Raw genomic sequence first — 24,029 nt, 5'->3', positions numbered from 1 at the left:
CGCCACAGTTACCGATTCTGTATTAACTGACTGGCATTAGGGCAAGCCAGCTCCCACAGTTTTACAGGCTCAAGCCGACGTGCGCAGGCGCGCCATGCTGAAGGTGTCGACAAACACACCATCACGCAGGGCATAGTCGCGCAACCGCCCTTCCACTTCGAAGCCGAACTTGCGGTACAGGTTGTGCGCAGGCTCGTTGTCCGCGTAAACAGTCAGCTCCACACGGCGCAGGTTCATCCAGTTGTCGGCTACCTCCAACGCGGCCGCCAACAGCCGCGAACCGACACCCTTGCCCTGCCAGGCGGGCGCCACGCCCATCCCCAATGAGCCAACGTGGCTCTGGCGTACACGCAAGTACTGCTCAAGCCCCAATTGGCCAATCACCTCAGTGCCCTGCACCGCCACCAGTTGCAGGCGCCGCTCGTTATCCATCACCAGGCGCTTGCGCCACATCTCAACAGACTGAAAAGGCATTTGCAGCACCTGACGACAAACAGCCGGTTCGTTGTAGAGCGCGGCGACGCCCTCCAGGTGGGCCTCGGTAAAACGCTGGATCACGATAGACGGTTCAGGTGGGTGCATTGCATTTCATCCTTTGAAAGACAAGTGGCGGGCCAGTGTAGAGGCTAAGCGCCTGGCTGACGAGCCGGGAGTTTTCCCACTGGCCGACCAGCACCATCCTGCATCTGAACGATGGCGATCCATATGCGCAGCGCCGATACTCTGCCCAGGCCCTGCCCCGTCAACCCGACGCTTCGGCCTTCACCCTGTGACGAGAACAACAAAAAAAGTCCCACAGAGGAACACCCATGAACCGTTTTGATCACTCGGGCCTGTTACAGGCCTTCAGCACCCTGACCCTGGACCTGCAACGGCTGGCCCAACATCAGGACATCGAACACTTCCAGCGCCATGCCCTGGCACGCGTCAGCCAATTGCTGGCCTTCGACAGTGCCTGGTGGGGACGCTCGGCTGTCATCCACGGTCTGCCGCAAGAGCACAACAGCTATCTCTATCAGTTGCCACCCGACTACCTGGCGGACTGGCAGTCGATCCGCCATCTGGACGTTACCGTTGCACGGGTGCATGCCTCGCCTGGCGAGGCAGTAATTATCGATATGCGCGACCCCGCCAACGGCAGCGCCTTGAATTGGCTGGGGCAACGCCACGGCCTGGGTGAATTGCTGTGTGTGATCCATATCGACCCGCAAACCCACCTCAGCCACCACCTGACGCTCTACCGCCAGCCCACTGCGCCCACGTTCAACGCGCAGGATTGCCAGTTACTCAATAACCTGATGCTGCATCTGGTGGCGGCGGTCTCGGCAAACCAGATCCGCACCTTGGTGGCCATGCGTGAAACCCTGGCCAGCCCGCGCAATCTGGCCCTGGCGGTGTGCGACCCACGGGGTGTGTTGCAATGCGCCGAGCGCGGTTTTGTCGACCTGCTGCTCAGCGAATGGCCGCAATGGCGTGGCCCCACCCTGCCGGTGTTGCTGGATGAGCGCGGGCATGACGGCAAGCGCATCCATATCCAGGCGTCACCGGTGGGCGACCAATAGCTGTTGGCCGCGCGCCTCAACCGCGCCCTGCCCCAGCTCAGCCCACGGGAAAACGACGTAGCCCAAGGGTTTGGCGAGGGCAAGACCTACAAGGAAGTGGCCCGCGACCTTGGCCTCTCACCCAACACCGTGCGTCACCATATCCGCGCCATCTACGCCAAGCTCGGCGTCAAGGACAAGGCGCGCATAGCGCACCTGGTGCACGCCCCGCCCGACTGACCCTGCCCGTTTCTCCCACGGTTTTGCCACGGTCGTTTTTTACGGTCTCGGGCTGCTGTTGCCCATTTTCCGGCCTTCTCTGACACGAGACGCTTCGCCATGACTTCCACACGCTTACGTAACCTGGCAGTGCTGTGCGCCAGCCTGTTCAGCCTCGACAGCCAGGCTGCCGACCTCAACGCCCGCGACTTTTTCGCCGCTCCACCAGGCACCCGCCTGGGTGTGCTGTACCTGCCCGCCACCCGTGCCGGCGATTTCCATGGCCCCGCCGACAGCACCGGCAAGGCCGACCTCAGGGTCAACGCCGTGGCTTACCGTCAGGTGTATTTCACCGACGCCTGCGGCACGTTGTGCACGCCGCAATTCATCCTGCCCTTTGCCGACATCAGCGCACGCCTGCCCGGCGCCAACCAGCGCAGCCGCGAGCGCGGCATGGGCGATCCACAGGTGGGCGGCACGCTGTTTTTCGTCAACGACCCGGCTTCGCGCACTTATAGCGGTTTGTTGAGCCTGATCACCGTGCCGGTGGGTGAGTATCACAGTCAAAACCCGGACGTCTCTCCCGGTGCCAATCGCTGGGGCGCCACCTTTGTCTACAACTACACCCACGGCATCGGCGAAAACTGGGTACTGGAAGCCAACCTGGAAGCCCAGCTCTATGGCCGCAATGACGATTACTTTGGCAGCGAACTCAAGCAAGCCCCGCTGTATCGCCTGCAGGCTTTTGCCTCGTATGACTTCAGCGCCGCCACTTACGGTGCACTGCGCCTGATCCAGGCCGACGGTGGCGCCCTGCGCCTCGACAACCGCCGCCTCGACGACACCCACAAGCGCTACACCCAAGTCGGCTTCGAACTCGGGCATTGGCTCGACCGGCAGAACCAACTGATGGTCAGCCTTTCGCAAAGCGTTGCGGCTTCCAATGGCTATGCCGGCACCGAAGCGCTGTTGCGCCTGGTGCATGTGTTCTGACCCCTTTCCCTGGAGCTTGAAAATGCCCATTTCCAACCCTGCGATAACGGCACGGCTGGCAGCGATCGTGCTGTTTGCCGCCATCACCCCGACCATCCTGATGACAGCTCCCGCCGTGGCCGCGCAGTTGGCCAGCCAGTGGCAACTGAGCCCAGCGCGTATCGGCGACTTGTTTTCCGTGGAGCTGGGCGCCATGAGCCTGGCGACCTTGCCCGCCTGGTGGTGGCTCAAGCGGGTTGACTGGCGCACCGCCGCCCGGGTCGCCGCGCTGCTGTTCATGGCCGCCAACCTGCTGTCGATGCTGGCCGACACCTACGCCGGACTGCTGGTGTTGCGCGCTGCCAGCGCCCCGGTATTGCCCGGTTCACGCTGGAAAGCCGCCCTGGGGGTTGGCGCGGTGCTGGCCTTTTACATCAGCCTGGGGGGCGTATGGACCTTTATCGGTGCCTTGGGCGCCAGTGCCGGGATTTCGGCGCAGCACGGCGGCGAAATCCTCGCCATCGCCACCGTGATGGGCATTGCCGGGGCAGCGAGCGCTTCACTGATCGGGGCCCGCTTGCCGCGTGGAGTGCTGTTGCTGCTGGGCTACCTGTTGATGGCGGCAGCGGTGCTCTTGTTGCTTGGCCAGCCCGCATTGCTGCGATTTGCCTTGGCGGCGCTGCTGTTCAAATTCACCTGGACCTTCATTCTGCCGCCGATCCTGGCCTGCCTGGCCGACCTCGATCACAGCGGCAAGCTGATGAACGCCTCCAACCTGGTCATCGGCGGCGGCCTGGCCATCGGCCCAGCGCTCGCCGGCCGCCTGATCGAGGCCAGCGGCGGGTTCAGCCTGTTGCTGCTTGGTGCAGCCGCTATGACCTTGCTGTCTCTGGTGATGATCGTCGCCAGCCGTCCCCACTCCCCCACTGAACTGGAACCGGTATGAACCCAACCACCGCATTTTTCTTCGACGAAATTAGCCTGTGGCACAGCGCCGGCGCCCATGCGCTGACCCTGCCCGTGGGCGGCTGGGTGCAGCCGCCGGCCGGCAGCGGGCATGCCGAGTCACCGGAGACCAAGCGCCGCTTGAAAAGCCTGTTGGATGTCTCCGGATTGAGCCGCCAACTACAACTGTGTAGCGCGCCGCCCGCCAGTGAAGAGGATCTGCTGCGGGTCCACAGCCGCGCTTACCTGCAGCGTTTCAAGGCCTTGAGCGATGCGGGTGGCGGTGAGCTTGGCCCCCAGGCACCGATCGGGCCGGGCAGCTACGAGATTGCGCAACTGTCCGCCGGACTGACCCTGGCCGCCGTGGACGCGGTGCTCAAGGGCCAGGCGCACAACGCCTATTCGCTGTCGCGGCCACCGGGGCATCACTGCCTGGCAGACAGCGCCATGGGCTTTTGCTTTCTCGCCAACATTGCCATTGCCATCGAGGCCGCCAAGGCCCGCAACGGATTGGGCAAAGTTGCCGTGATCGACTGGGATGTGCACCACGGCAACGGCACGCAGTCGATCTTCGAAGAACGGGCCGATGTGTTGACGATTTCGCTGCATCAGGACGGCTGCTACCCGCCTGGCTACAGCGGCGACCAGGATCGAGGCCGCGGGGCCGGCGTGGGGGCCAACATCAATATTCCGTTGCCCCCAGGCAGTGGGCACGCCACCTATCTACACGCCATGGAACGCATCGTAGTGCCCGCGCTGGAGCGCTTCGAGCCGGAGTTGATCATCGTTGCTTGCGGTTATGACGCCAACGCCGTCGACCCGCTAGCGCGCATGTTGTTGCACAGCGAATCGTTCCGTCTGCTGACCCGCGCCCTGCGCCTGGCAGCCGATCGTTTATGTCAGGGCCGCCTGGTGCTGGTGCACGAAGGCGGCTACAGCGAAGCCTATGTACCGTTCTGCGGCCTGGCGACCCTGGAGGAATTGAGCGGCGTGCGCACAGCGGTGCTAGACCCGATGCTTGAGTTTGTGCAGTTGCAGCAACCCGGTGCGGCGCTGCAGGGGTTTCAAGCGCAGTGGGTGGAGCGGTTGGCGCGCGGGGTCAGCGAGTAGCTGCCAAACGCCACACCCGCGCAATGTCCGAGGCCCGCTCACGCAACAGGCGCGGCGCCTCGTGACAAGCCTGTTCCAGTGACATCGGACCCGATGGCAAAGCAAATGCTGCGTCCACACCCTGGGCATACATCTGCTCGTAGCCCTCGCCCAATGTCCCCGCAATGACGACCACCGGCACGCCCTGTCGCTGGGCAATGCGAGCCACGCCAAACGGGGTTTTGCCACGCAGGGTCTGGGCGTCGAAGCGGCCCTCGCCGGTAATCACCAGGTCGGCACCCCGCACCGCTTCATCCAGGCCAACCAGTTCAGCAACCACCTCGACCCCTGGACGAAACTGGGCGGCGAGGAACGCCTTGGCAGCAAAGCCCAGTCCACCGGCGGCACCACTGCCGGGTTCGTCGCGCACATCCTTGGGCAGCACCTGGGCGCAATGGTCAGCGAAGTGCCCAAGGGCCGCGTCCAGTTGTGCCACCTGCTCGGGGCTCGCGCCTTTTTGCGGGCCGAAAATCGACGAGGCACCGTGGGGGCCGCACAGGGGATTGTTGACGTCGGCGGCGATTTCAAAACGCACCTGCGCCAGGCGCGGGTCGAGTTGTTCAAGGCTGATATGGGCCAGGCGCGCCAACGCCAACCCACCCGCCGACAGTGGCTGGCGTTCGCTATCCAATAGCTGCACGCCAAGGGCCTGCATCGCCCCCGCGCCGCCATCGTTGGTAGCACTGCCGCCAATCGCCAGGATGATGCGCTGCGCCCCTGCATCCAGCGCGGCGCGGATCAACTCGCCGGTGCCATAGGTGGTACTGGAACAGGCGTCGCGCTGCCCCGGCGCGACGAGTTGCAGGCCGCTGGCCTCGGCCATCTCGATCATCGCGGTATGGCTGTCGGCCAACCAGCCCCAACGCGCTTCGACGCTGTCGCCCAGCGGGCCTCGGACCGTTTGCCGGCGCAATTGCCCCTTACATGCTGCGAGCACCGCATCCACCGTGCCTTCACCGCCATCGGCCATCGGGCATTGAAGCACGTGGGCATCAGGCCAGACCTCGGCCCACCCCTCGGCAATCGCCTGGGCGACACCTGCGGCACTCAGGCTGTCTTTGAACGAGTCGGGGGCGATCACGATTTTCATGGGCTTTCTCCGGTTTTTATAACGCCCATGCTGCCAGTTGGCTGGGGCAATGACGCGGGGCCGATGCACAAGTGTGGGGCGGGTTTGTTGTTCATTTCTACAATGCCCGTTGTAGGCGCGAGCTTGCTCGCGAAAGACCGGAACGCGCCGCGTTGAATAAGGCAACCTGCGTTATCGTTGACGTTTTTCGCGAGCAAGCTCGCTCCTACAGGGGGTGGGGCAGCAGTTGTACGCCCAGGTACAAGGCAAGCATCCCATCTAGCGTCAGCGGGTCTACGCCGCTGAGTTCGGCTATGCGCTCCATGCGGTAGCGCAGGCTGTTGCGGTGAATGCCCAAGGCGTCGGCACACGCCTGGCTTTGCCCATCGTGCTCGCACCAACTGCGCAACGTGGCAAGCAGTTGCCCGTTGCTGTCCTTGGCCAACACTTTGCGCAACGGGTTGAGCAATTCGTCCAGGGCGTCGTCGTTGCGATGACGCCACAGCATCACCGGCAGGCGATAACGGTTGAGGGTCAACAGGCGTGATTGCGGCAGGATATCGCGGCCATAAGCAAGCAGATCACCCACCCGCCGATAGCAGCGGCGCAGTCCCGCCAAGCCCTCCGCTTGCCCGCCGATGGCCACGCGCAGGACGTTCCAACCCAGGCCGTCGAGCTTTTCCAGCAAGCGGGGGTTATCGACCTGCACCCCAGCAGGTCGGCACCACAGCAAGGAAAACTGCGCAGAACTGACGCACCAACTGTCGGGGTAGCGGCTGGCGAGCCAGGCGCTCAGGGCCTCCGCCGTTTGGCCCGGGCCCAGTTCAAACAGATACGGCGTGCGCGCCAGTTGTGGCTTGAGCCCCAGTTGCTGGGCTTCGTCCACCAGGCGCGGGGAGTCGCCGCTATCGGCCAACAGCAGGGCCAGCAGATCATCGCAACGCTGGCGCCGCCATTGTTGTTCGGCCTGCTGGTGGCGTTGGCTGACCAGCATTTCAGCGGTCATGCGCACCAGTTCGGCATAGGTGCGTAACCCATCCGGCTCGCCGGTGATACCCAGCACGCCAATCAGGCGCTGATCATGCAGCAGCGGCAGATTGATACCTGGTTGCACACCCTTGAGATGCTTGGCGGTCTGCCCGTCGATTTCCACCACCCGCCCATTGGCCAACACTAGCTGGGCACCTTCATGGCGGGTATTGATACGCTCCGGCTCGCCACTGCCCAGGATCAAGCCCTGGCTGTCCATGACATTGACGTTATGGGGCAGGATTGCCATGGTGCGATCGACAATCTCCTGCGCCAGGGCATGATCCAGCTCGAACATGGGGCTAATTTCCTGAAAAAGGTTGTTCACCAGCACAGCGCAAAGATGGCTTGACTGTGCGCCGGCACAAAGACAGTTGCCCATCACGTCACCGAGACTGTCAGGGCGGTCAACGTTACCCTCGCACCGCGAAAAATCATAATAAAGAGAGAATCCCATGTCACAGAGCGCCACTGCCGCACTGGCCAGCGATGACGATAAAAACGCCATCTACAAGCGCATTACCCTGCGCCTGATCCCCTTCATTTTTATATGCTATCTGTTCAATTACCTCGACCGGGTAAACGTTGGCTTTGCCAAGCTGCAGATGCTCGACGCGTTGAAATTCAGTGAAACCGTATACGGCCTGGGAGCCGGGATTTTCTTTATCGGCTACGTGCTATGCGGCGTGCCGAGCAACCTGGCGCTGACCCGTTTTGGCCCGCGGCGCTGGATCGCATTGATGATGATCGTGTGGGGTACGCTCTCCACATGCCTGCTGTTTGTGACCACGCCCACGCATTTCTACACCCTGCGCCTGCTCACCGGTGCCGCTGAAGCGGGCTTCTTCCCCGGCGTGGTGTTGTACCTTTCGCAGTGGTTTCCGACCTTCCGCCGTGGGCGAATCATGGCACTGTTCATGTCGGCGATCCCGGTGTCCGGTTTGCTCGGCAGCCCGTTTTCCGGCTGGATTCTGAATCACTTTGCCGCAGGCCAAGGTGGCTTGGCGGGCTGGCAGTGGATGTTCCTGCTGCAAGGCATCCCGACCGTGGTCCTCGGCGCCCTCGCCTACTTCCTGCTCAGTGACAGCTTCGCCAACGCCAAGTGGCTCAAGCCCCATGAGCGTGCGGTACTGGAAGCGGACCAGGCCACAGACCTGGCTAACAAGCCGAAAACCACCAGCGACTCCCTGGCCGAAGTGTTCAAGAACCCGGCGATCTGGGCATTCGGTCTGATCTACTTCTGCATCCAGAGTGGCGTGTATGCGATCAACTTCTGGCTGCCGTCGATCATCAAGAACATGGGCTTCAGCGACAACCTGGTGATTGGCTGGCTCAGCGCGATCCCGTATCTGTTGGCGGCGGTGTTCATGTTGCTGGTGGGCCGCTCTGCCGATTTGCGCAAGGAGCGCCGCTGGCATTTGGTGGTGCCGATGTTGATGGGCGCCATTGGCCTGGTGATCGCCGTTAACTTTGCCACTACGCCCGCTATCGCCATTCTCGGCCTGACCATCGCCACCATGGGCGCCCTGACCGGCCTGCCGATGTTCTGGCCGGTGCCCACCGCCATGCTCAGCGCGGGTGCGGCGGCGGGTGGCTTGGCGTTGATCAACTCCATGGGGCAGATGGCGGGTTTTCTCAGCCCGTATATCGTGGGTTTTGTGAAGGATGCCACCGGGTCTACGGATGTGGCGTTGTACCTGCTGGCGGCGGTGATTGTGGGCGGCAGTGTTCTGGCATTGCGGATGACGCGCACGCTCAAGGCCTGACGCCTTCAACATGGGAGGGATCTGCTCCCTCCCACTTGGACCATGTATTTACAACAGGCCGCCACCGTCGATATCAACCACCGCACCGGTCATAAAGCCATTTTCCATGGCCAGTACATACCCCGCCGCCACTTCTTCAGCCTGCCCCACCCGCCCAACCGGCAACCCTTGGCCCGCCTTGGCAAACATTGCCAAGCGTTGCTCTTGGCCAAGCCCTGCATAGGCCGGTGTGTCTATCACCCCTGGGCTGATCACATTGACTCGACGCGGCGCCAGTTCTTTGGCCAGTTGCTTGCCCAAGGCCTCGGTCGCAGCGTTAATGCCCGTCTTGATGAACTGCCCTGTCGCCAACTTGCGCCCCAGCTGGCCCGAGGTCAGGGTGATGCTGCCCTGTTCGTGCAAAAAGGGCAGCGCGTGTTGAATGGCGCGTAGTGCGCCCCAGAGCTTCACATCGAAGTTGTCCTGGGCTTCATCCAGGTCTGTTTCAATCAAAGGCTTGGCCCGCACCGAAGGCCCCGAGGTGTAGACCAGATGGTCAAAGCGCCCCACGGTTTCGAACAGTTGCGTTAACGAGGCGCTGTCGGTGACGTCCACCGGCTCGCTGCGCAGCCCGCTGTCGGAACCTGGCGCCAAGCGGCGCCCGGCCACGATCACATGCGCGCCTCGCGCCAAGGCTGCCTGGGCCACTGCCGCGCCGATACCGCTGCTGCCGCCGATGACGATGATGGTTTTACCGCTCAAAGAAGAGGTCATGAGAAAACTACCTGGGTCAGAAAGTGAACGTTCATCTTCCCAGCTTGGTAATCGATGAAAAATCCGGGTAAAACGACAAGATCTTTAAAGGATTTTTATCAATGAGTTCGATTCTCGACCTTGAAGTCTTCGTGCGCAGCGCTGACACCGGTAGCCTGACGGCCGCCGCCCGTGGCCTTGGCCTCACGCCGGCGGCTGCCAGCATTGCCCTCAAGCGCCTTGAAACCCGCCTCGGCATCCGCCTGCTCGCCCGCTCCACCCGCAGCATGCGCCTGACCGAAGAAGGCCGGCGTTACCTGGACAGTGTGCGGGTGGCACTGGAGGCGCTGTCGGACGGCGAGCACGCCATCAAGCAACAGGGCCAGAGCCTCAGTGGTTTATTGCAGTTGGCCGCGCCCTCGGACTTTGGTCGCAATGTGCTGCTGGGCTGGCTGGATGAGTTCAAGCTGGAGCACCCCACCATCCGTCTGCAACTGTTGCTCAACGACAGCAATGCCGACTTGTTTCGCGACACGGTCGACATCGCCTTGCGCTTTGGCGTGCCTAGAGACTCCAGCCTGGTGGCCCTGCCGGTGGTACCCGATCACCATCGCATTGCCTGCGCCAGCCCCGACTACCTGGCGCGCCACGGTACTCCGCATACGCCCGAAGATTTGGCCCACCACAGCACGCTGCGCTATATGCGCCGGGGCCAGGCCAATAGCACCTGGTATTTCCGCCAGGGGGCGTTGCTTCAAGAAGTCGAGGTGAGCGGTGACTACCTCAGCGATGATGGCGAGATTGTCCGCCGCTGGGCGTTGGCGGGGCATGGCATTGCCTATAAGGCCAACCTGGATGTGGCCCGTGATATCCAGGCTGGGCGGTTGGTACCCTTGCTACCCGACTGGCAAGGCGAACCCGCGCCGTTCAACCTGATGTGCCCGCACCGCCTGCAAGTGTCGGAACGCGTGAAAGTGCTGCACCGTTTTTTACAGGCCCGCTGCCTGACTTTGCTACGCACATGAAGAAATGCCCCCAGGGCTTGTTCCAGAGCGCTCGGGTCTGGTATTGCATCACTTACATTTGCGTGAGGAGCTTTGCATGAATTACCGCACATTGGGCCAGTCCGGGTTAAAGGTCAGCGCTCTGACCCTCGGCACCATGATGTTTGGCGAACAGACCAGCACCGAAGATTCGCTGCGCATCATCGACAAGGCCTGGGACCAGGGCATCAATTTCATCGACACGGCGGACCTGTATACAGGCGGGCGCTCCGAGGAAATCGTCGGCGAGGCGATTGCACGCAACCGCCAGGACTGGGTGGTGGCCTCCAAGGTCGGCTTCGGCACTACCGACGGCGTGCCCAACCGCAGCGGTTTGAGCCGCAAGCGTCTGTTCAACGCGCTGGACGCCAGCCTGGCACGCCTGGATACCGACTACCTGGACATCTACTACCTGCACCGCGAAGACCACGACACGCCGTTGGAGGTCACCGTGTCCGCCATGGGTGACCTGATCCGCCAGGGCAAGGTCCGCTATTGGGGCCTGTCCAACTACCGGGGTTGGCGCATCGCTGAAGTGATTCGCGTGGCCGAACGCCTGGGCGTCGATAAACCCATCATCAGCCAGCCGCTGTATAACATCGTCAATCGCCAGGCCGAGGTCGAGCAGATCACCGCTGCAGCGGCCTACGGCCTGGGAGTGGTGCCGTACAGTCCACTGGCCCGAGGGGTCCTCAGCGGCAAGTACGCACCGGATGTCACGCCCGAGGCCGGCAGCCGTGCCGCGCGCCAGGATAAACGCATCCTGGAAACCGAGTGGCGAATTGAATCACTGCGCATTGCCCAGCAGATCCAGCAATACTCCCAAGGGCGTGGCGTGGGGATCGTCGAGTTCGCAATCGCCTGGGTGCTGAACAATGCGGCGGTAAGCTCGGCGATTGTCGGGCCACGGACCGAGGCGCAGTGGGACGCCTACACCGGGGCGCTGGCGGTGAAGATCAGCGCTGAAGACGAGGCGTTCATTGATTCGCTGGTCACGCCGGGGCATTCGTCCTCGCCCGGCTTCAACGATGTCGGGCATTTTGTATCCGGTCGATTGGCACGCCTGTAGACTACCCGCGCAATAATTGGCTTTCGCGAGGACAACGTGTCTAAAGGTGTGGTGTTATCGGTCTTGGCTTCGGTGTTGTTTGCCGTGATGTATTACTTCACATCACTGCTAACGCCCTTGAGTGGCCTGGAGATTTTCGGCTGGCGCATGTTGCTCACCGTGCCCTGCATGACGGTGTTCATGCTTGTCAGCGGCGAGTGGCGCCGGGTCTGGGAACTGCTGCGCATGCTCGCGGCCAAGCCACGGCTGATCGGCGGTGTGCTGGTGTCGTCGGCCTTGCTCGGCGTGCAGCTGTGGTTGTTCATGTGGGCGCCACTGAACGGGCGCAGCCTGGATGTGTCGGTCGGTTACTTCCTGCTGCCGCTGACCATGGTGCTCACCGGGCGCCTGGTGTGGGGCGAACAGCTTTCCTACCTGCAAAAGATCGCGGTGTTTTTTGCCGGGCTCGGGGTACTCAACGAGTTATACCAGGCCGGTGGGTTCTCCTGGGCGACGCTGGTGGTGATCATCGGTTACCCGCTGTACTTTATCGTGCGTAAATACCTCAAGACCGACCACCTGGGCGGCCTGTGGCTGGACATGGCGCTGATGCTGCCGGTGGCATGGTGGTTTGTGCAAAGCGGCGAACAGGGCTTTGCAGTGATGGATGCCCACCCCAATTTGTATGCGCTGATCCCGATACTGGGTCTGATCAGCGCTTCGGCGTTGGTGAGCTATATCATCGCCAGCCGGCTGCTTGCGTTCAGCCTGTTCGGGCTGCTCAGTTATGTCGAGCCAGTGCTGTTGCTGGTGGTGGCGCTGCTGCTGGGTGAAGGGATCAAGGCAGGCCAATGGCTGACCTACATCCCGATCTGGATCGCGGTCATGGTGCTGGTGTTCGAAGGGTTCAAGCATCTGGTGCGGCAGCGTAGGGTTTGACCGACGAACAGTCGACAAACTGCAACTGTGCTTGATGATGTTGAGTAGCCCCATCATCATCCAAGGTGGTGAACTGTAATTGCGGGCCGGATAGGTCGCCGCTAGGCAACTCAGGTATCGCAACCCGTGCAGTAGCATAAGGTGCAACCATCGGCGGATCTTCGCTGTGATGCTCCACACCACCGAGTGTCAAAACCACACCAGACAAGGTCACGTGATACGCCGTGGGGTTGAGCACCTCCAACCCCACGTCGTCCCCTCGGCTTAGGCACCATTGAAGCGCATGAACCACGTCCTGCACCTTTCCCGGCAATTGGGCGGGCCGGAGGAAAAGCTTGATCCGCGTACGAAAGGCAAATTGCAGGGCGTTGGTTTCATCGGATGCCTCAACGCTCGGTCTGATTGCCAGTACGTTCAGCCAGTACACCGACTCCCGGTCGGCCACCTGTTTTGGCGTTTGATCATGCATGATCCGCAAGGCGCGCCCGGTACCCGCGTTCATACGGGCGATGGGTGGCGTAATCGTGAACGGCACATCACTGTTCTCGGGTGCCGCCATCGCATCGCCATCATCGATCCACGCTTGCACTAGGCGCGGACCGTCAGCCTCATTGTGCAGATTGACCACCACCGTGCGTGCGGTAACCGGGTAGATGACACGCGTGCGGTCAATCACGATTTCGCCCTGCACGGCGATTGCCTGCAAGCTCATCAGCACGCCCAGGCCCCCGCGCCAAAGCGCGCTGCTCATCGGTAGCTCATTGTGAATGACGCCAACCCGTTCGCGCTGCCGGGACGGATCGAGGAGGCGGTCTGGATATAACGTGCGGTCAAAGGGATCTGGACAGTCGCATTGCCAGTACTGCCAACCAGCCACTGATTCGGGTTCCCAATCGTCGTGGAGTCAGCCCCATAGCGCACCAGCGTGTTCCCCCGTAGTAATTGCAGAGCAACGCCACTGGCCATAGAGGTACGGGTCAAGGACAGTACATCGCTTCGATTAGCCGGCACGGTCTGGTCTGTCACCGTCACAAATACGTCACGCGTTGCCCCGCCGATGCCACCCGCACATGACAGTGTGATATTGCGGGTCACGCTGCCGGCGAAGCTGCCCACGCCGCGAAAATCACGAGCAGCCACGGCCGGCATAGGCATGGCGACCGAAGGTGTTGAGACCCTGCAGGTGGGTTTTCGTGGCGCATTGATGGTGACGTTGGAGAAGTTCACTGCGTAATAGCCAGCGCCGGTGATGGGCGTGCCGGTGATCGTATACCTTGCAATGTTTCTGGCGGTGATCGTGCCACCCGTTATGGCGCCTGTAGCGACAAAATAAATTCGGGTATCAAGCCCAAGGACGATGGGCCTTGCTCTGGCATCTCCAACAATGAGTGTGACACCTGCCGTGTTGATGGCCATGAACGGCCGGTTCGGGTCCCTCGCCATCAGGGCAAACCCCACCCCAGGCACATTGGTGGCATACACTGGCATTGAAAGCCCGCTAGCGAAAAATGTCCGGCCCGTCGGCGTGCTATTGACCAGTGCCAGCCTGGCCTGTGCCCCTAAAGCAATTCGTGTGGTACACCGAAGCGCGGACGATGGAGGACTGTCGAAGCGATAGCCGTTGGCGGACCCGACCACCTGCCCGATTTGCTGCCCGGCCGCAACCGTGATCGGGGGAATGGAAATATTCACCGCCGGGCCGGGGGCACAGGTGATCGCTTGAGCTTCCAGCGCCACCATCCATCCTCCCAGCACCACGCTGGCAAGTGAAAACCTAGTCATGAAAACAACACCTCTGTCATATCGAATAAGTCATGCGCCGCAACAGTCATCCATCGGCACTCACTCATAGCTGCCCCGCAACCTGGCGCCCTTGGCTTGCCACGCACACCCCCTGAAGGTAATCGGTAGTGGCCTGTCGTTGGCCCTCGGTGATCGGCGGCATGTGGTAGTAGATATCGCACTGCTCGGCGATTTTGCTGCCCCACTTGACGGTCAGACGACCTTCCTGCGGGATGTCTCGGACGAAGGCTTTACTGGCCTGCCCCACCACGCCTACCTCACGCCCTTGCGCATCAAATACCTGTGCTGCAAATGGCAGCGGGCTGCCATTCTCGTGGACGCCCTTGACCAGTACCGCCCGACCACTGAGCGTGTCGAACTTGACCAGCGATACTGCGCCCGAGGTCGGTACGACGTTGCGCGTCGACTCCTGGAGCTCTACATCCATCGACATGCCTTCCGGATCGATTTCCACCGTATTATTCTGGAACGCCGTCAGATTGGGCACGACAGCGAACCCGCTGCTGTTGACCCGTGCACCGCTGCTCCCCCCGAGCCTGGCCCCTTCTGCACCTGGCACATGCACCAGCGCCGAGGCTTCGCCTAGGCTTTGCGAGAACGCGATACCTGCGGCATGAACGACCACCCCACCATCGGCGCCAAACGAAAGCTGCGAGCTATCGCGGCTCTGGCTATATCCGGCACGCAGTTGGGTGGCATCCGTGCGATAGCCGGCATAGGTGTTGAACTGGCCGGAGTGCGTGCTTTCACTGGTTGCGCGGCTGGCTGAAACACCGTAGTTGAGTGCGGTGTCCTCGCCCAGGAACCCGTTGATGCCCACCTGCTGCTGGCTGCCCCGTGTATCACCGGTGTCCCGGGAGAACGAAGTATTGATCGTCGGCGCTCGCGATTCGCCCCCCAGCGGCATCGACAGTGTGAGCATGTAGCGGTTATCGATACGCCCGGGTTGGCCGATACGCCCGAAAAACACATCGTCGCTGAGCTCGCTTTGGGTCAGTTGTCGCGTGTCCTGGACCCTGGAACGCTGTGCCGACAGGTTCCAGTTGACCTTGTTCCAGGTCGAGCCATAGCTGGCGGTGAATGAAACCTGGCGCCCTTCCTGTCCTCCCCAATAGTCGACGGAGCTGCCGTACAAGCTCAAGGTGCCGATACCCAACTGCTGGCTGACTGTCATGTCGAGCCGGCTTTTTTGCCGGGCATAGCTGTTGATGTCACCTGCCCGGCTCGCGATTTCGCGCACATTCAGTGCATCCTGCAGGTTCAGGTAACCCTCGGTGGAGAACCGATACGCACCCAGCGCAAAATGCGTACCCGAGGCAGGCAGGCTTTTGTTGTAACCCAGCCCCAGGCTTTGCCCGGACTGGCGCCCATGATCGGGCACCTCGGTATGGGAGGTGGCAGTGTCCAGAGAGAACGCACCGAAGGACGTATTCAACGCGATACCGAGCTTTCCCTGTTCATAGCCTTTGGAAACACTACCGCCACCGTAGACCGTCAGATCATCGGTCAAACCGTGCTGCAAAGTGCCTTGAAAGACGTTGGCGCCCTTCGCATCAACGCCCTTTTGCTGCACCTTACCCAAGGTGGCGCTGTACTTTGTCGCGTCGGCGCGCAATAACTGCGGGGCCACCGAGTACGGCACGACGAAGGTGTTCCGACGCCCGTCGACTTCGGTCACGCTGACGATCAAATCACCACCGTAGCCGGTGGCATGTAGGTCACTGATAACAAAGGGGCCGGGCGGCACCGTGGTCTCATAAATGGTGTAGCCGTTCTGGCTGACCGTGACCGTTGCATTACTGTCGGCCGTCCCGCGAACCTGCGGTGCGTAACCTTGCTGCGTCTGCGGGCGCATCCGGTCGTCGGTGGCCAGAGTGACGCCCCGCACGCGCACCCCGTCGACAATCTGTCCGTTGCTGAAGGTGTCTCCGAGGGTCAGTTGTGACTGCCAGGGGATGATGCTGCGCTGTACATAGGTGGACGTGTTCTGATAAGTCTCAAAGCCAGTGCGGTTGCTCCAGGCCTGGGCGCCCTGATGTCGCAAGCGCCATGCACCCAGGTTGATACCGGCATTGAGGCCCAGGTAAGTACGACCGTCACCTTCACCTGCGGTGACCGTATTGGTACTGAAGTTGTAATTGAGCAGCCCGGCGGCAATGCCCTCATCCAACAACTCGGGGTCAATGTAGCCGCGCATGGAACGCTTCATGTAGGCCTGCGGCACGCTGGCCGCCAACTCGAGTGCACCCGGATCGAACGTGCTGGATGCCATCGGAATCCACTGCCCCAGGTCGCCGCAGTACTGGCCGGCGGCGGCAGGGTTCGAGAGTTCGCGCCCATGGGCATCAGTATCGACTTTATCCATCGCGATACCGATTTTTTCCAATACTTCACGACTCAAGCACGGCTGCGCCCCGGTCTTTGCATGGGCCGCAACAAACTCCACCTCCCTGCGCCCCAGGGTCTGGCCGTTGACTACGATATCTACGCGGTATATGCCAGGGCTCATCTGGTTGCTGGTATTGAACCGTGACGTGTCAACCGACGACGCCAGGCCACTGGAGAATGCGTTCAGATCAAAGCTCAACTCAGACGCAAGCGCGACATCGCTGGCGATCACGGCCGCACTCATCAAACCGCCCAGCATTATCGTGCGATGCTGGAATGGCAAAATCGGGGCGCAGCGATGCACCCGCACTTGGATGTGACTAGGCATAGTTATGACTTCAGTGGACGCTGAGAAATGTACGTTTGCTTGCCATCAGCAACGTTTCGGGGCCGCGTTCAGCGGCGCAATACAGCAGGCTGCGCGGATGAAAAGCCGCCGAAATCGTTGATGTAAGTGAAATCCACCCGCGCATCGGCGGGTATTACCTTCGCGGCTTTCGGCACCGGCACCTTCAACGTGCCTCCTGGCTCCACCATGCCCTCCGTCAGGGACAGTTTTTCCGCTTCGGGACCAGAGCCCATGAGCAGGACAATGTCGTTGAAGGTGACGTGATACGCCGAGGGGTTATGCACCTGTATCACGCTGCCTTGGGCGCCCCGTTCCACGGACCAGCGCAACAGCCCAGGCGCCTCCTCGGGTGTTCCAGGTAACTGCGCCGGACGAAAAAACACTTTGGTGCGGATACGAAACGCGAACTTGAAGTGATTCCGCTGGCTGTCTTCAAGCGTGGGATCAAACTCACTGGTAGCGCCAGGCACTTCAAGTACGTTCAACCAGAACAGCGACTCTCTATCCGTCGGCAGCGGTGCCTTGGTGTAGGACAGGCGCATGGACTGACTTTTGCCGGCGTCCAGGCGAAATACCGGAGGAGACAGGACGAAAGGCACATCGCTCAGTGTCGGCGCTTCCTGCGCGTCACCCGCGTCCAGCCACGCCTGGACCAGGCGGGGCGCGTGTTTGTCATCATTGGTTACTCGCACGGTGACCTCACGTCGCGGCTCGGGGTAAATCTGTCGCGTACCGTCGATAACCACTCCCGCGTGCACCGTGTGCGATGCCATCCCCAAGGCCAGGCTCAGCGCGACCCGCACCACACGACGACTCAAGATCATCAGTAAATCCTGCATCAGGTAATCCTTGAAAACGGTTGTCCTGCGCCCGACCACTGGGTCGAGCGAGGATCTCAGGCAACAAACGCAGTGGTCATCAGCCTGGCTGCATCAAGGAAAGGTGACCGAGTACTGCACGCTGCTGGTGACATTGCCCGCGCCTGCCGCTCCGCCGTTGGCGATGTAGCGTGCGTAAAACGGCAAGGTCGCCAGACCACTGGTAACGGTGGCAACGGTCGAGTTATTACCTGTGCGCAAGTCCATTGGCGTGTTGGAAGCCCCATCGAGAATTTGTACCTCCACCCGGGAGGCGGGTGTCGCCGTTGCCGTGTTACGCAGGTTGCCGGTTGCCGGGTTGATGCCAGGGCTGGTCGGTTCATAACGTACGGCGACCTTGGTACCGTCCGGGCACCCGCCCGAGCCGCCCACATACACAAAGTAGCGCTTGGCGCCTGCCGTATCGCCTGCTGCCTTGAGAGCCGAGGTTTGTACGCGGTCAAGCACTACCGGAAAGTTGGCGCCTGAGCCTGGCGAGGCCCCGGTACCGCCGCTGATGGTGCAGGTGGTGCCACTGACCGAGCCGGTGATCGTGATGGTACCGTCTGCCGCATGCGCGGAGCTGGCAGCGAAGCCGCACAAAGCGAGCACTGCAGCCGCCAGAGTTTGTTTTGTCATAATCAGTCTTTCCTCACAATTGGGGTTCGCGAAACGCAAGGTTGCGACACAGGAGAAGATCAGCTCTTGCGTCACTCCTGAGTGGAAGCCATGACGACGCCGTTCCCCTGCCCCGAGGATTTGTCTGTTACAAGATCGGTCGGACCTGTTTGGCAGGCAAAAAAAAGGCTCCGTACCTTTCGATACGGAGCCTGTGCTTGAAGCGCCGGAACAGCCTGCCCGGCCTCACATGGATCAGTCGGCGGTCAATACGCCACGACGCACCTGGTCGCGCTCGATCGACTCGAACAGTGCCTTGAAGTTGCCCTCGCCAAACCCATCGTCGCCTTTGCGCTGGATGAACTCGAAGAACACCGGGCCCATCAGGGTTTCCGAGAAGATCTGCAACAGAAGACGCTTGTCACCGGCAATCGACGAGCCGTCCAGCAGGATGCCGCGCGATTGCAACTGGTCCACTGGTTCACCGTGGTTCGGCAGGCGGCCTTCGAGCATTTCGTAATACGTGTCTGGCGGCGCCGTCATGAAGCGCATGCCGATCTTCTTCAGCGCATCCCAGGTCTTGACCAGGTCGTCGGTGAGGAACGCGACATGCTGGATACCCTCACCGTTGAACTGCATCAGGAACTCTTCGATCTGCCCGGCACCCTTGGACGACTCCTCGTTCAACGGGATACGGATCTTGCCGTCCGGCGCGCTCATGGCCTTGGAGGTCAGGCCGGTGTACTCGCCCTTGATATCGAAATAACGCGCTTCGCGGAAGTTGAACAGCTTCTCGTAGAAGTTGGCCCAATAGATCATGCGCCCGCGATAGACGTTGTGGGTCAGGTGGTCGATGACCTTCAGGCCAGCGCCTACCGGGTTGCGATCAACCCCTTCGAGGTAGACGAAGTCGATGTCGTAGATCGAGTTGCCTTCGCCGAACCTATCGATCAGGTACAACGGCGAACCGCCAATGCCTTTGATCGCCGGCAGGTTCAGCTCCATCGGGCCGGTGTCGATGTGGATCGGCTGGGCGCCCAGCTCCAGGGCACGTTTGTAGGCCTGTTGCGAGTCCTTGACGCGGAACGCCATGCCGCACACCGACGGGCCATGCTCGGCCGCGAAGTAAGAAGCGAGGCTATCGGGTTCATTGTTGAGGATCAGGTTGATCTCGCCCTGGCGATACAGGTGCACGTTCTTGGAACGGTGGGTCGCCACTTTGGTGAAACCCATGATCTCGAAGATCGGCTCCAGGGTGCCTGGGGTGGGCGATGCAAATTCGATGAATTCAAAGCCCATCAGGCCCATTGGGTTGTCGAGTTGGTCGGTCATGTTCGGTGCCTCATCATTCTTGTGGGTAGCAATTGTTTAGTTGCAAGCAAGGATGAGGCTGGAGGGTGGCGCACAAGAAAGGCCTCGCACGCTGCGGGCGAGGAAGTCACCAAAGATGAGGGGGGAGCCAAGTAGCTTCATGGTGTCATCAGTCTCTGACGGCCGAGGCTTGCGTGAGCGCAAGTCCATATTCTTGTATGCGTAAACTGATTCTACACAGCGTAACCAAGTTTGTCCGTACTCTTATCAAATCCCCATTGCCCTGCCCCGCGCAAGGGGTTTATTGCACAGGTAGATGCCCAACAGGATGACCGCGCCACCCGCCAGCATCGGCGCCGTCAAGGCTTCGTCCAGCAGCAACGCGCCACATATCACCGCTGTCAGCGGGTTGAGGGCGATGAACACACCGGAGCGGGTCGCGCCGATTCGCCGGATGCCGTCGTAGTAACCAATATAGGCCAGGGCCGAACCCAGCACGCCCAGGTACAGCAGGCTGTACCACTGCGCCAGCTGCAGCGCGCTGAAACCTTGCAGGGTCAGCCGACCGGTGGCGAGGGTGGCAAGGGTCAACATCAGCGTACCCCACAGCACCGACCAAGTGACGGTTTGCACCGGCCCCAACGTCTGGTTGAGTTCCCGGGACAGCAGCGAATAGCCCCCCCAGGCCATTACGCAGCCCAGGATCAACAGGTCACCGATCCAAGCGTTGCGGGCCCCCTGCATGAGGTTGGGATTGCGGCTCACGATCACCACAGCCGCCCCCACCAGGCACAGCCCGATACCCAGCCACTTGGCCCGGCCCAGGCGCTCCTTGAACAACAACCAGGACGCCAGGCCGATCGCTGCCGGGTTCAATGCCACGATCAAGGACGCCCGCGACGCATTGATGTAGTGAAGGCCATAGAAAAAACACAGGTTGTAGAAAAAGATGCCGCATAGGCCCAGCAGTACCAGCCGCGCCATTTGCCCTGTAGTTGGGCGCGCCAGTGGGATGCGCGCGCAGGCCAGGAACAGCAGCAACGCGAGGCTGGCCAGGATAAACCGCAGGCAGGCCGCGAGCAGCGGGTCCACGTGATCGGCCAGAAAGCGCCCGGCGACGAAGGTCCCGCCCCAGATCATGGTGACAGCGGCCAGCTTCAGGTAAGTGAGGCCTTCGCGGGCATGCATAAGAATGTGCTCAACGTGAGAAAGGATGGGACTATTCTTTTACTAATGATCTGTCATCGTAAAACAAGGCTTTACTCATGACCCTGACTCAGCTGGAAATCTTCTCCCTGGTCGCCGAACTCCGAGGCTTCACCAGTGCGGCGCATCGCCTGGGCATCAGCCAATCGGCGGTGTCCCATGCGATCAAGGCCCTGGAACAGGAACTGGGGGTAGAGTTGTTTCGCCGGCACCAGACCCTGGTGGAACTGAGCGATATCGGCGCGCAGTTACTTGGGCGCGCACGGGGCATGCTGGGCCTGGCCAACACCTTGCAGCAGGAAGCCGCCGATGCCCGCGGGATGAAGCGCGGTACATTGCGTATAGGGTCGTTCGGCCCCACCGCTTCGAACCGTTTGCTACCAACCATTCTCAGCCACTTTCGAAGGGACTATCCGGGTATCGAGGTACATATAGACGAAGGGCCGGACCGGCAGGTCATTCAATGGTTGGATCAGCGCCGGGTGGATGTGGGCTTCGTGGTACTGGAGCAGGAACGCTTCGACACCGTGGCCCTGCTCGAAGACCAACTGGTGGCGCTGATACCGGTCGGCCATGCCTTGGCGGCAAGCATGGCGGTACCTTTGAAAGCGTTGTGCGATGACCCGTTCATCCTGACCGAGGCAGGCTCAGCAGAGCTGGTCACGCGTTTGTTTGGTGACGCGCAGTTGCAACCTAAAGTGCGTTATCGCTGCACTCAGCTACTCACTACCCTGGAAGCTGTCAGCCGCGGCGACGGCCTGAGTATCGTGGCCCAGGGCTCACTGCCGGCCGATGCCGACCAGCGCTACGTTGCCCGCCCGTTGTCGCCGGGCGTACCGCGCCGCATAGGCCTGGCGGTGCTGGATCGCCGCCAGGCCTCTCCCGCAACCCTGGCGTTTATCGCACTGGCGCAAACGCTGTACCCTGATCCCGGGGCTCACCGGTAACTCAGGGTAAACGAGGCCAGGCCGTTGGCGGTCCCAGGCTTGATGGTCGACGCGGTTTGAACGTAACGGGCGGTCAAGGGAATCGTCAGGGCGCCGTTGCCCGTGTTTGCGACCTGCCATTGGTTCGGGTTGCCCACGCCGGAGGAATCGGGCCCATAGCTTACCAACCGATCGCCACTGAGCAATTGCAGGGCGACGCCGCGGGCGTGCGAGTTGCGGGTCAAGGACAACTGGTTACTGCGGTTGCCGGGTTCCGTCTGGTCAGTCACGGTGATCCATACATCCAGGATGCCGCCGGTGCCGCCGGCACAGTCCAGGGTTATGTCGCGACTAACGCTGCCGGCGCTGCTGCCGACTCCCTTGAAATCACGGCTGGGCACCTGCCCCAGCGGCATTGCAAGCGACGGCGTGGTCACCCGGCAAGTTGGCTTTTGCGGCGGCAATATCACCGTATCGGCAAAGTTGACCGAGGCAGCGCCGGGGCTTTCGATATTGACATTGGTCAGCATATACCTGGCGACTGTGTTCCCAGGGATGGTGCCCGAGGTGATCGGGCCCGTCGCCACCAGATACACGCGCCCTTGCAGGCCCCAGCCATTAGGTTTGTTGTGCTTGGTGTCCAACAGCGTGACGCCGGTGTGGGTGATGACCTTCAAATGCTGGGACGGATCCCCGGCCATCATGACGAACCCGACGCCAGGGTAGCTGGTCGCATAGACCGGCAACGTCAGCCCATTTGCGTTGAACGTCATGCCGGTCGCCGGCGAATTGACCACGCTGATGTTGGCCGACACCGGCTGCGACAATGGCCAGTCGGTGTAGCGGCACCGCATGACAAAGCCATTGCCGGCGAAGTCATAGCCACTTGGGTAGCCAATCGCCTCGCCCACCTGCAGGTTGTTAGGCAGGGTGATGGGCGGGACGAACAGCGTCACCGGGGCTTGGGGGGTACAGACGCCTGCATTGAAATGCGCCTGTGCGTCCATCGCGACTGCGCAAATACTCAAGCACACGCCAATCTGTAAAAACCTGAACATAAATTGCCGGACACCGTTCATATCGCCAAATCCTTCGTGTGCCCCAAAGACACTGTGTGCGTACGCGTCATGCCATGGTCATCCAGGGTGGTAAATCGCAGCGCGACCGTACCCTGCCCCCACGGCGCCCTGCCCTCCAGCACGATGCGGGCAACCGAGCGCGGCAACAGCATCGGCGGGGCCTCACTGTGGTACTCGACGCCATCGACGGTCAGCAACACGCTGGAAAGCGTCACATGAAAGGCACTGGGATTGCGCACCTGCAGGACCGGGCCGTCGCCTGCCAGGCGCCACTGCAACGTATCCACCGCCTGCTGCGCTTGGCCTGGCAACGCGTCCGGGCGCAGGAAGAGCTTGATCCGTGTGCGAAAGGCAAATTGCAGCTGGTTGCCGGTGTCGACAGACGGGCGGATCCCCAGCACATTCAGCCAGTACACCAACTCCTGAGGCACGGCCATGGCCTTGTCTTGGGTCGCGTGGTACATCACCCGCAATGCGCGGTGCTTGCCGGCATCCAGGCGCAGGATCGGCGGGGTCACCGTAAAGGGCACATCACTGGACTCAGGCGCGACCTGCGGGTCGCCCGCATCGATCCACACCTGGGCCAATCGCGGGCCGTCGGCCTCATTGTGCAGGTTGACCGTTACCCCAGCGGCGCTGGCCGGGTAAATGATGCGCGTGCGGTCAATGACGATTTCCCCATGGGCCAATACTGTCTGCACCGCCAGGGCCAGGCCAAGCAGCGCGCGGAGCAATCGATGAGTCATCAACTGCGCTCCTCGTCCGCATCACCATGGTCGGCACATTGACTGACCAACTGGTCCGCGTTTTCCTGGCGTTGCTCGGGCCTGCGCGGCGGCAAACGGTAATGGATGAAGCACTGGTCAGCCGCCCCTGCATTCCAGCGCACCGTCAACCGCCCCTGGTCGGCAACCCCGCGCACAAAAGCCTTGCCAGCCTGGCCGATCACGCCGATTTCGACGCCGCGCTCGTCAAACACTTGCGCGGCAAATGGCAACGGCTTGCCACCCATATGAGTGGCCTTGATCACCACGGCACGG

General features: G+C 61.5%; 22 protein-coding genes and 1 pseudogene. 9 read left to right on the top strand and 14 right to left on the bottom strand.

From position 1 onward, the window contains the following. Positions 1–69: 69 nt before the first annotated feature. Positions 70–582: a GNAT family N-acetyltransferase gene (locus tag HU730_RS17355; protein WP_060764749.1), complete on the bottom strand. Its 513-nt coding sequence runs from the start codon at positions 580–582 to the stop codon at positions 70–72. A gap of 227 nt (positions 583–809) precedes the next feature. On the opposite strand from HU730_RS17355, the pseudogene HU730_RS17350 reads away from it, so the two are divergent. The 4 genes and pseudogenes from HU730_RS17350 to HU730_RS17335 all read left to right on the top strand — a co-directional run bounded on the left by HU730_RS17350 (position 810) and on the right by HU730_RS17335 (position 4,787). Then, positions 810–1,781, top strand: a pseudogene (locus HU730_RS17350) (helix-turn-helix transcriptional regulator). 99 nt (positions 1,782–1,880) lie between these two features. Beyond that, positions 1,881–2,753 carry a transporter gene (locus HU730_RS17345; RefSeq protein ID WP_072446606.1) on the top strand — a complete coding sequence of 291 codons (873 nt, stop codon included), beginning with the start codon at positions 1,881–1,883 and terminating at the stop codon, positions 2,751–2,753. A 22-nt stretch (positions 2,754–2,775) separates the two neighbouring features. Beyond that, positions 2,776–3,678, top strand: a complete 903-nt coding sequence (locus HU730_RS17340) for an MFS transporter (protein ID WP_186527343.1) — start codon at positions 2,776–2,778, stop codon at positions 3,676–3,678. Beyond that, a complete protein-coding gene (locus tag HU730_RS17335; RefSeq protein WP_186527344.1) occupies positions 3,675–4,787 on the top strand; it encodes a class II histone deacetylase in 1,113 nt (370 codons plus the stop codon). Before HU730_RS17340 ends, HU730_RS17335 begins: the two co-directional genes overlap by 4 nt. Here the strand turns inward: HU730_RS17335 and HU730_RS17330 are convergent. Both HU730_RS17330 and HU730_RS17325 read right to left on the bottom strand, forming a co-directional pair. Beyond that, complete coding sequence (locus HU730_RS17330; RefSeq protein WP_186527345.1) at positions 4,777–5,916, bottom strand: glycerate kinase; 1,140 nt, start codon at positions 5,914–5,916, stop codon at positions 4,777–4,779. The genes HU730_RS17335 and HU730_RS17330 overlap by 11 nt on opposite strands. Positions 5,917–6,121: 205 nt before the next feature. After that, the gene (locus tag HU730_RS17325) at positions 6,122–7,222 is read right to left on the bottom strand and encodes a sugar diacid recognition domain-containing protein (RefSeq protein WP_034127476.1); all 1,101 of its coding nucleotides are present in this window, start codon (positions 7,220–7,222) and stop codon (positions 6,122–6,124) included. A 157-nt stretch (positions 7,223–7,379) separates the two neighbouring features. On the opposite strand from HU730_RS17325, the gene HU730_RS17320 reads away from it, so the two are divergent. Continuing rightward, entirely contained in the window at positions 7,380–8,690 is a 1,311-nt protein-coding gene (locus HU730_RS17320) for an MFS transporter (RefSeq protein WP_034127477.1), read from the top strand. Positions 8,691–8,738: 48 nt separating this feature from the next. On the opposite strand, the gene HU730_RS17315 is transcribed toward HU730_RS17320, so the two are convergent. After that, positions 8,739–9,443, bottom strand: coding sequence for an SDR family oxidoreductase (locus HU730_RS17315; RefSeq protein WP_034127478.1), 705 nt, complete (start codon positions 9,441–9,443; stop codon positions 8,739–8,741). Between the two features lie 101 nt (positions 9,444–9,544). On the opposite strand from HU730_RS17315, the gene HU730_RS17310 reads away from it, so the two are divergent. From HU730_RS17310 to rarD, 3 genes are all read left to right on the top strand, one after another. After that, the gene (locus tag HU730_RS17310; RefSeq protein ID WP_054898442.1) at positions 9,545–10,447 is read left to right on the top strand and encodes a LysR family transcriptional regulator; all 903 of its coding nucleotides are present in this window, start codon (positions 9,545–9,547) and stop codon (positions 10,445–10,447) included. Positions 10,448–10,523: 76 nt separating this feature from the next. Then, the gene (locus tag HU730_RS17305) at positions 10,524–11,534 is read left to right on the top strand and encodes an aldo/keto reductase (protein WP_186527346.1); all 1,011 of its coding nucleotides are present in this window, start codon (positions 10,524–10,526) and stop codon (positions 11,532–11,534) included. 36 nt (positions 11,535–11,570) lie between these two features. Further along, positions 11,571–12,452, top strand: a complete 882-nt coding sequence (gene rarD, locus HU730_RS17300) for an EamA family transporter RarD (protein ID WP_034127481.1) — start codon at positions 11,571–11,573, stop codon at positions 12,450–12,452. Here the strand turns inward: rarD and HU730_RS17295 are convergent. The 7 genes from HU730_RS17295 to HU730_RS17265 form a co-directional block, all read right to left on the bottom strand. Beyond that, positions 12,421–13,203, bottom strand: a complete 783-nt coding sequence (locus HU730_RS17295) for a molecular chaperone (RefSeq protein WP_052199965.1) — start codon at positions 13,201–13,203, stop codon at positions 12,421–12,423. The two genes, rarD and HU730_RS17295, sit on opposite strands and share 32 nt — an antisense overlap. Further along, positions 13,200–14,234 (bottom strand): fimbrial protein, encoded by a 1,035-nt coding sequence (locus tag HU730_RS17290; RefSeq protein ID WP_080757688.1) that lies wholly within the window; start codon positions 14,232–14,234, stop codon positions 13,200–13,202. The genes HU730_RS17295 and HU730_RS17290 overlap by 4 nt, the downstream gene beginning before the upstream one ends. 64 nt (positions 14,235–14,298) lie before the next feature. After that, positions 14,299–16,971, bottom strand: coding sequence for a fimbria/pilus outer membrane usher protein (locus HU730_RS17285; RefSeq protein ID WP_096144624.1), 2,673 nt, complete (start codon positions 16,969–16,971; stop codon positions 14,299–14,301). A gap of 68 nt (positions 16,972–17,039) precedes the next feature. Further along, positions 17,040–17,831: a molecular chaperone gene (locus tag HU730_RS17280; RefSeq protein WP_254914094.1), complete on the bottom strand. Its 792-nt coding sequence runs from the start codon at positions 17,829–17,831 to the stop codon at positions 17,040–17,042. 93 nt (positions 17,832–17,924) lie between these two features. Next, complete coding sequence (locus HU730_RS17275) at positions 17,925–18,488, bottom strand: fimbrial protein (RefSeq protein WP_034127482.1); 564 nt, start codon at positions 18,486–18,488, stop codon at positions 17,925–17,927. 234 nt (positions 18,489–18,722) lie between these two features. Continuing rightward, positions 18,723–19,799: a 4-hydroxyphenylpyruvate dioxygenase gene (hppD, locus tag HU730_RS17270; RefSeq protein WP_034127483.1), complete on the bottom strand. Its 1,077-nt coding sequence runs from the start codon at positions 19,797–19,799 to the stop codon at positions 18,723–18,725. Between the two features lie 246 nt (positions 19,800–20,045). Continuing rightward, entirely contained in the window at positions 20,046–20,966 is a 921-nt protein-coding gene (locus HU730_RS17265; protein ID WP_186527347.1) for an EamA family transporter, read from the bottom strand. A gap of 77 nt (positions 20,967–21,043) precedes the next feature. Here HU730_RS17265 and HU730_RS17260 point away from each other — a divergent pair, with 77 nt between their 5' ends. Further along, entirely contained in the window at positions 21,044–21,931 is an 888-nt protein-coding gene (locus HU730_RS17260; protein WP_186527348.1) for a LysR substrate-binding domain-containing protein, read from the top strand. On the opposite strand, the gene HU730_RS17255 is transcribed toward HU730_RS17260, so the two are convergent. The 3 genes from HU730_RS17255 to HU730_RS26750 are packed head-to-tail and all read right to left on the bottom strand — an operon-like array spanning position 21,922 to position 24,019. After that, positions 21,922–22,938 carry a fimbrial protein gene (locus HU730_RS17255; protein WP_152612722.1) on the bottom strand — a complete coding sequence of 339 codons (1,017 nt, stop codon included), beginning with the start codon at positions 22,936–22,938 and terminating at the stop codon, positions 21,922–21,924. The two genes, HU730_RS17260 and HU730_RS17255, sit on opposite strands and share 10 nt — an antisense overlap. 47 nt (positions 22,939–22,985) lie before the next feature. Further along, positions 22,986–23,735 (bottom strand): fimbria/pilus periplasmic chaperone, encoded by a 750-nt coding sequence (locus HU730_RS17250; RefSeq protein ID WP_096144623.1) that lies wholly within the window; start codon positions 23,733–23,735, stop codon positions 22,986–22,988. Then, complete coding sequence (locus HU730_RS26750) at positions 23,735–24,019, bottom strand: FimD/PapC C-terminal domain-containing protein (protein ID WP_346345350.1); 285 nt, start codon at positions 24,017–24,019, stop codon at positions 23,735–23,737. The genes HU730_RS17250 and HU730_RS26750 overlap by 1 nt, the downstream gene beginning before the upstream one ends. Between the last annotated feature and the right edge of the window lie 10 nt (positions 24,020–24,029).

Source organism: Pseudomonas sp. SWRI22 (assembly GCF_014268395.2).
GTDB lineage: Bacteria > Pseudomonadota > Gammaproteobacteria > Pseudomonadales > Pseudomonadaceae > Aquipseudomonas > Aquipseudomonas paracarnis.
This window is presented reverse-complemented; position numbering and strand designations above follow the sequence as displayed.

What these genes read in the sequence shown, in the direction of transcription:
- HU730_RS17260 (WP_186527348.1), top strand. Translation starts at nt 21,044, where the DNA reads ATGACCCTGACTCAGCTGGAAATCTTCTCCCTGGTCGCCGAACTCCGA.
- HU730_RS17285 (WP_096144624.1), bottom strand. Translation starts at nt 16,971, where the DNA reads ATGCCTAGTCACATCCAAGTGCGGGTGCATCGCTGCGCCCCGATTTTG.
- HU730_RS17290 (WP_080757688.1), bottom strand. Translation starts at nt 14,234, where the DNA reads ATGACTAGGTTTTCACTTGCCAGCGTGGTGCTGGGAGGATGGATGGTG.
- HU730_RS17275 (WP_034127482.1), bottom strand. Translation starts at nt 18,488, where the DNA reads ATGACAAAACAAACTCTGGCGGCTGCAGTGCTCGCTTTGTGCGGCTTC.
- hppD (WP_034127483.1), bottom strand. Translation starts at nt 19,799, where the DNA reads ATGACCGACCAACTCGACAACCCAATGGGCCTGATGGGCTTTGAATTC.
- HU730_RS17320 (WP_034127477.1), top strand. Translation starts at nt 7,380, where the DNA reads ATGTCACAGAGCGCCACTGCCGCACTGGCCAGCGATGACGATAAAAAC.
- HU730_RS17305 (WP_186527346.1), top strand. Translation starts at nt 10,524, where the DNA reads ATGAATTACCGCACATTGGGCCAGTCCGGGTTAAAGGTCAGCGCTCTG.
- HU730_RS17335 (WP_186527344.1), top strand. Translation starts at nt 3,675, where the DNA reads ATGAACCCAACCACCGCATTTTTCTTCGACGAAATTAGCCTGTGGCAC.
- HU730_RS17295 (WP_052199965.1), bottom strand. Translation starts at nt 13,203, where the DNA reads ATGAGCAGCGCGCTTTGGCGCGGGGGCCTGGGCGTGCTGATGAGCTTG.
- HU730_RS17355 (WP_060764749.1), bottom strand. Translation starts at nt 582, where the DNA reads ATGCACCCACCTGAACCGTCTATCGTGATCCAGCGTTTTACCGAGGCC.
- HU730_RS17330 (WP_186527345.1), bottom strand. Translation starts at nt 5,916, where the DNA reads ATGAAAATCGTGATCGCCCCCGACTCGTTCAAAGACAGCCTGAGTGCC.
- HU730_RS17315 (WP_034127478.1), bottom strand. Translation starts at nt 9,443, where the DNA reads ATGACCTCTTCTTTGAGCGGTAAAACCATCATCGTCATCGGCGGCAGC.
- HU730_RS17280 (WP_254914094.1), bottom strand. Translation starts at nt 17,831, where the DNA reads ATGCAGGATTTACTGATGATCTTGAGTCGTCGTGTGGTGCGGGTCGCG.
- HU730_RS17345 (WP_072446606.1), top strand. Translation starts at nt 1,881, where the DNA reads ATGACTTCCACACGCTTACGTAACCTGGCAGTGCTGTGCGCCAGCCTG.
- HU730_RS17340 (WP_186527343.1), top strand. Translation starts at nt 2,776, where the DNA reads ATGCCCATTTCCAACCCTGCGATAACGGCACGGCTGGCAGCGATCGTG.
- HU730_RS17250 (WP_096144623.1), bottom strand. Translation starts at nt 23,735, where the DNA reads ATGACTCATCGATTGCTCCGCGCGCTGCTTGGCCTGGCCCTGGCGGTG.
- HU730_RS17325 (WP_034127476.1), bottom strand. Translation starts at nt 7,222, where the DNA reads ATGTTCGAGCTGGATCATGCCCTGGCGCAGGAGATTGTCGATCGCACC.
- HU730_RS17265 (WP_186527347.1), bottom strand. Translation starts at nt 20,966, where the DNA reads ATGCATGCCCGCGAAGGCCTCACTTACCTGAAGCTGGCCGCTGTCACC.
- HU730_RS17310 (WP_054898442.1), top strand. Translation starts at nt 9,545, where the DNA reads ATGAGTTCGATTCTCGACCTTGAAGTCTTCGTGCGCAGCGCTGACACC.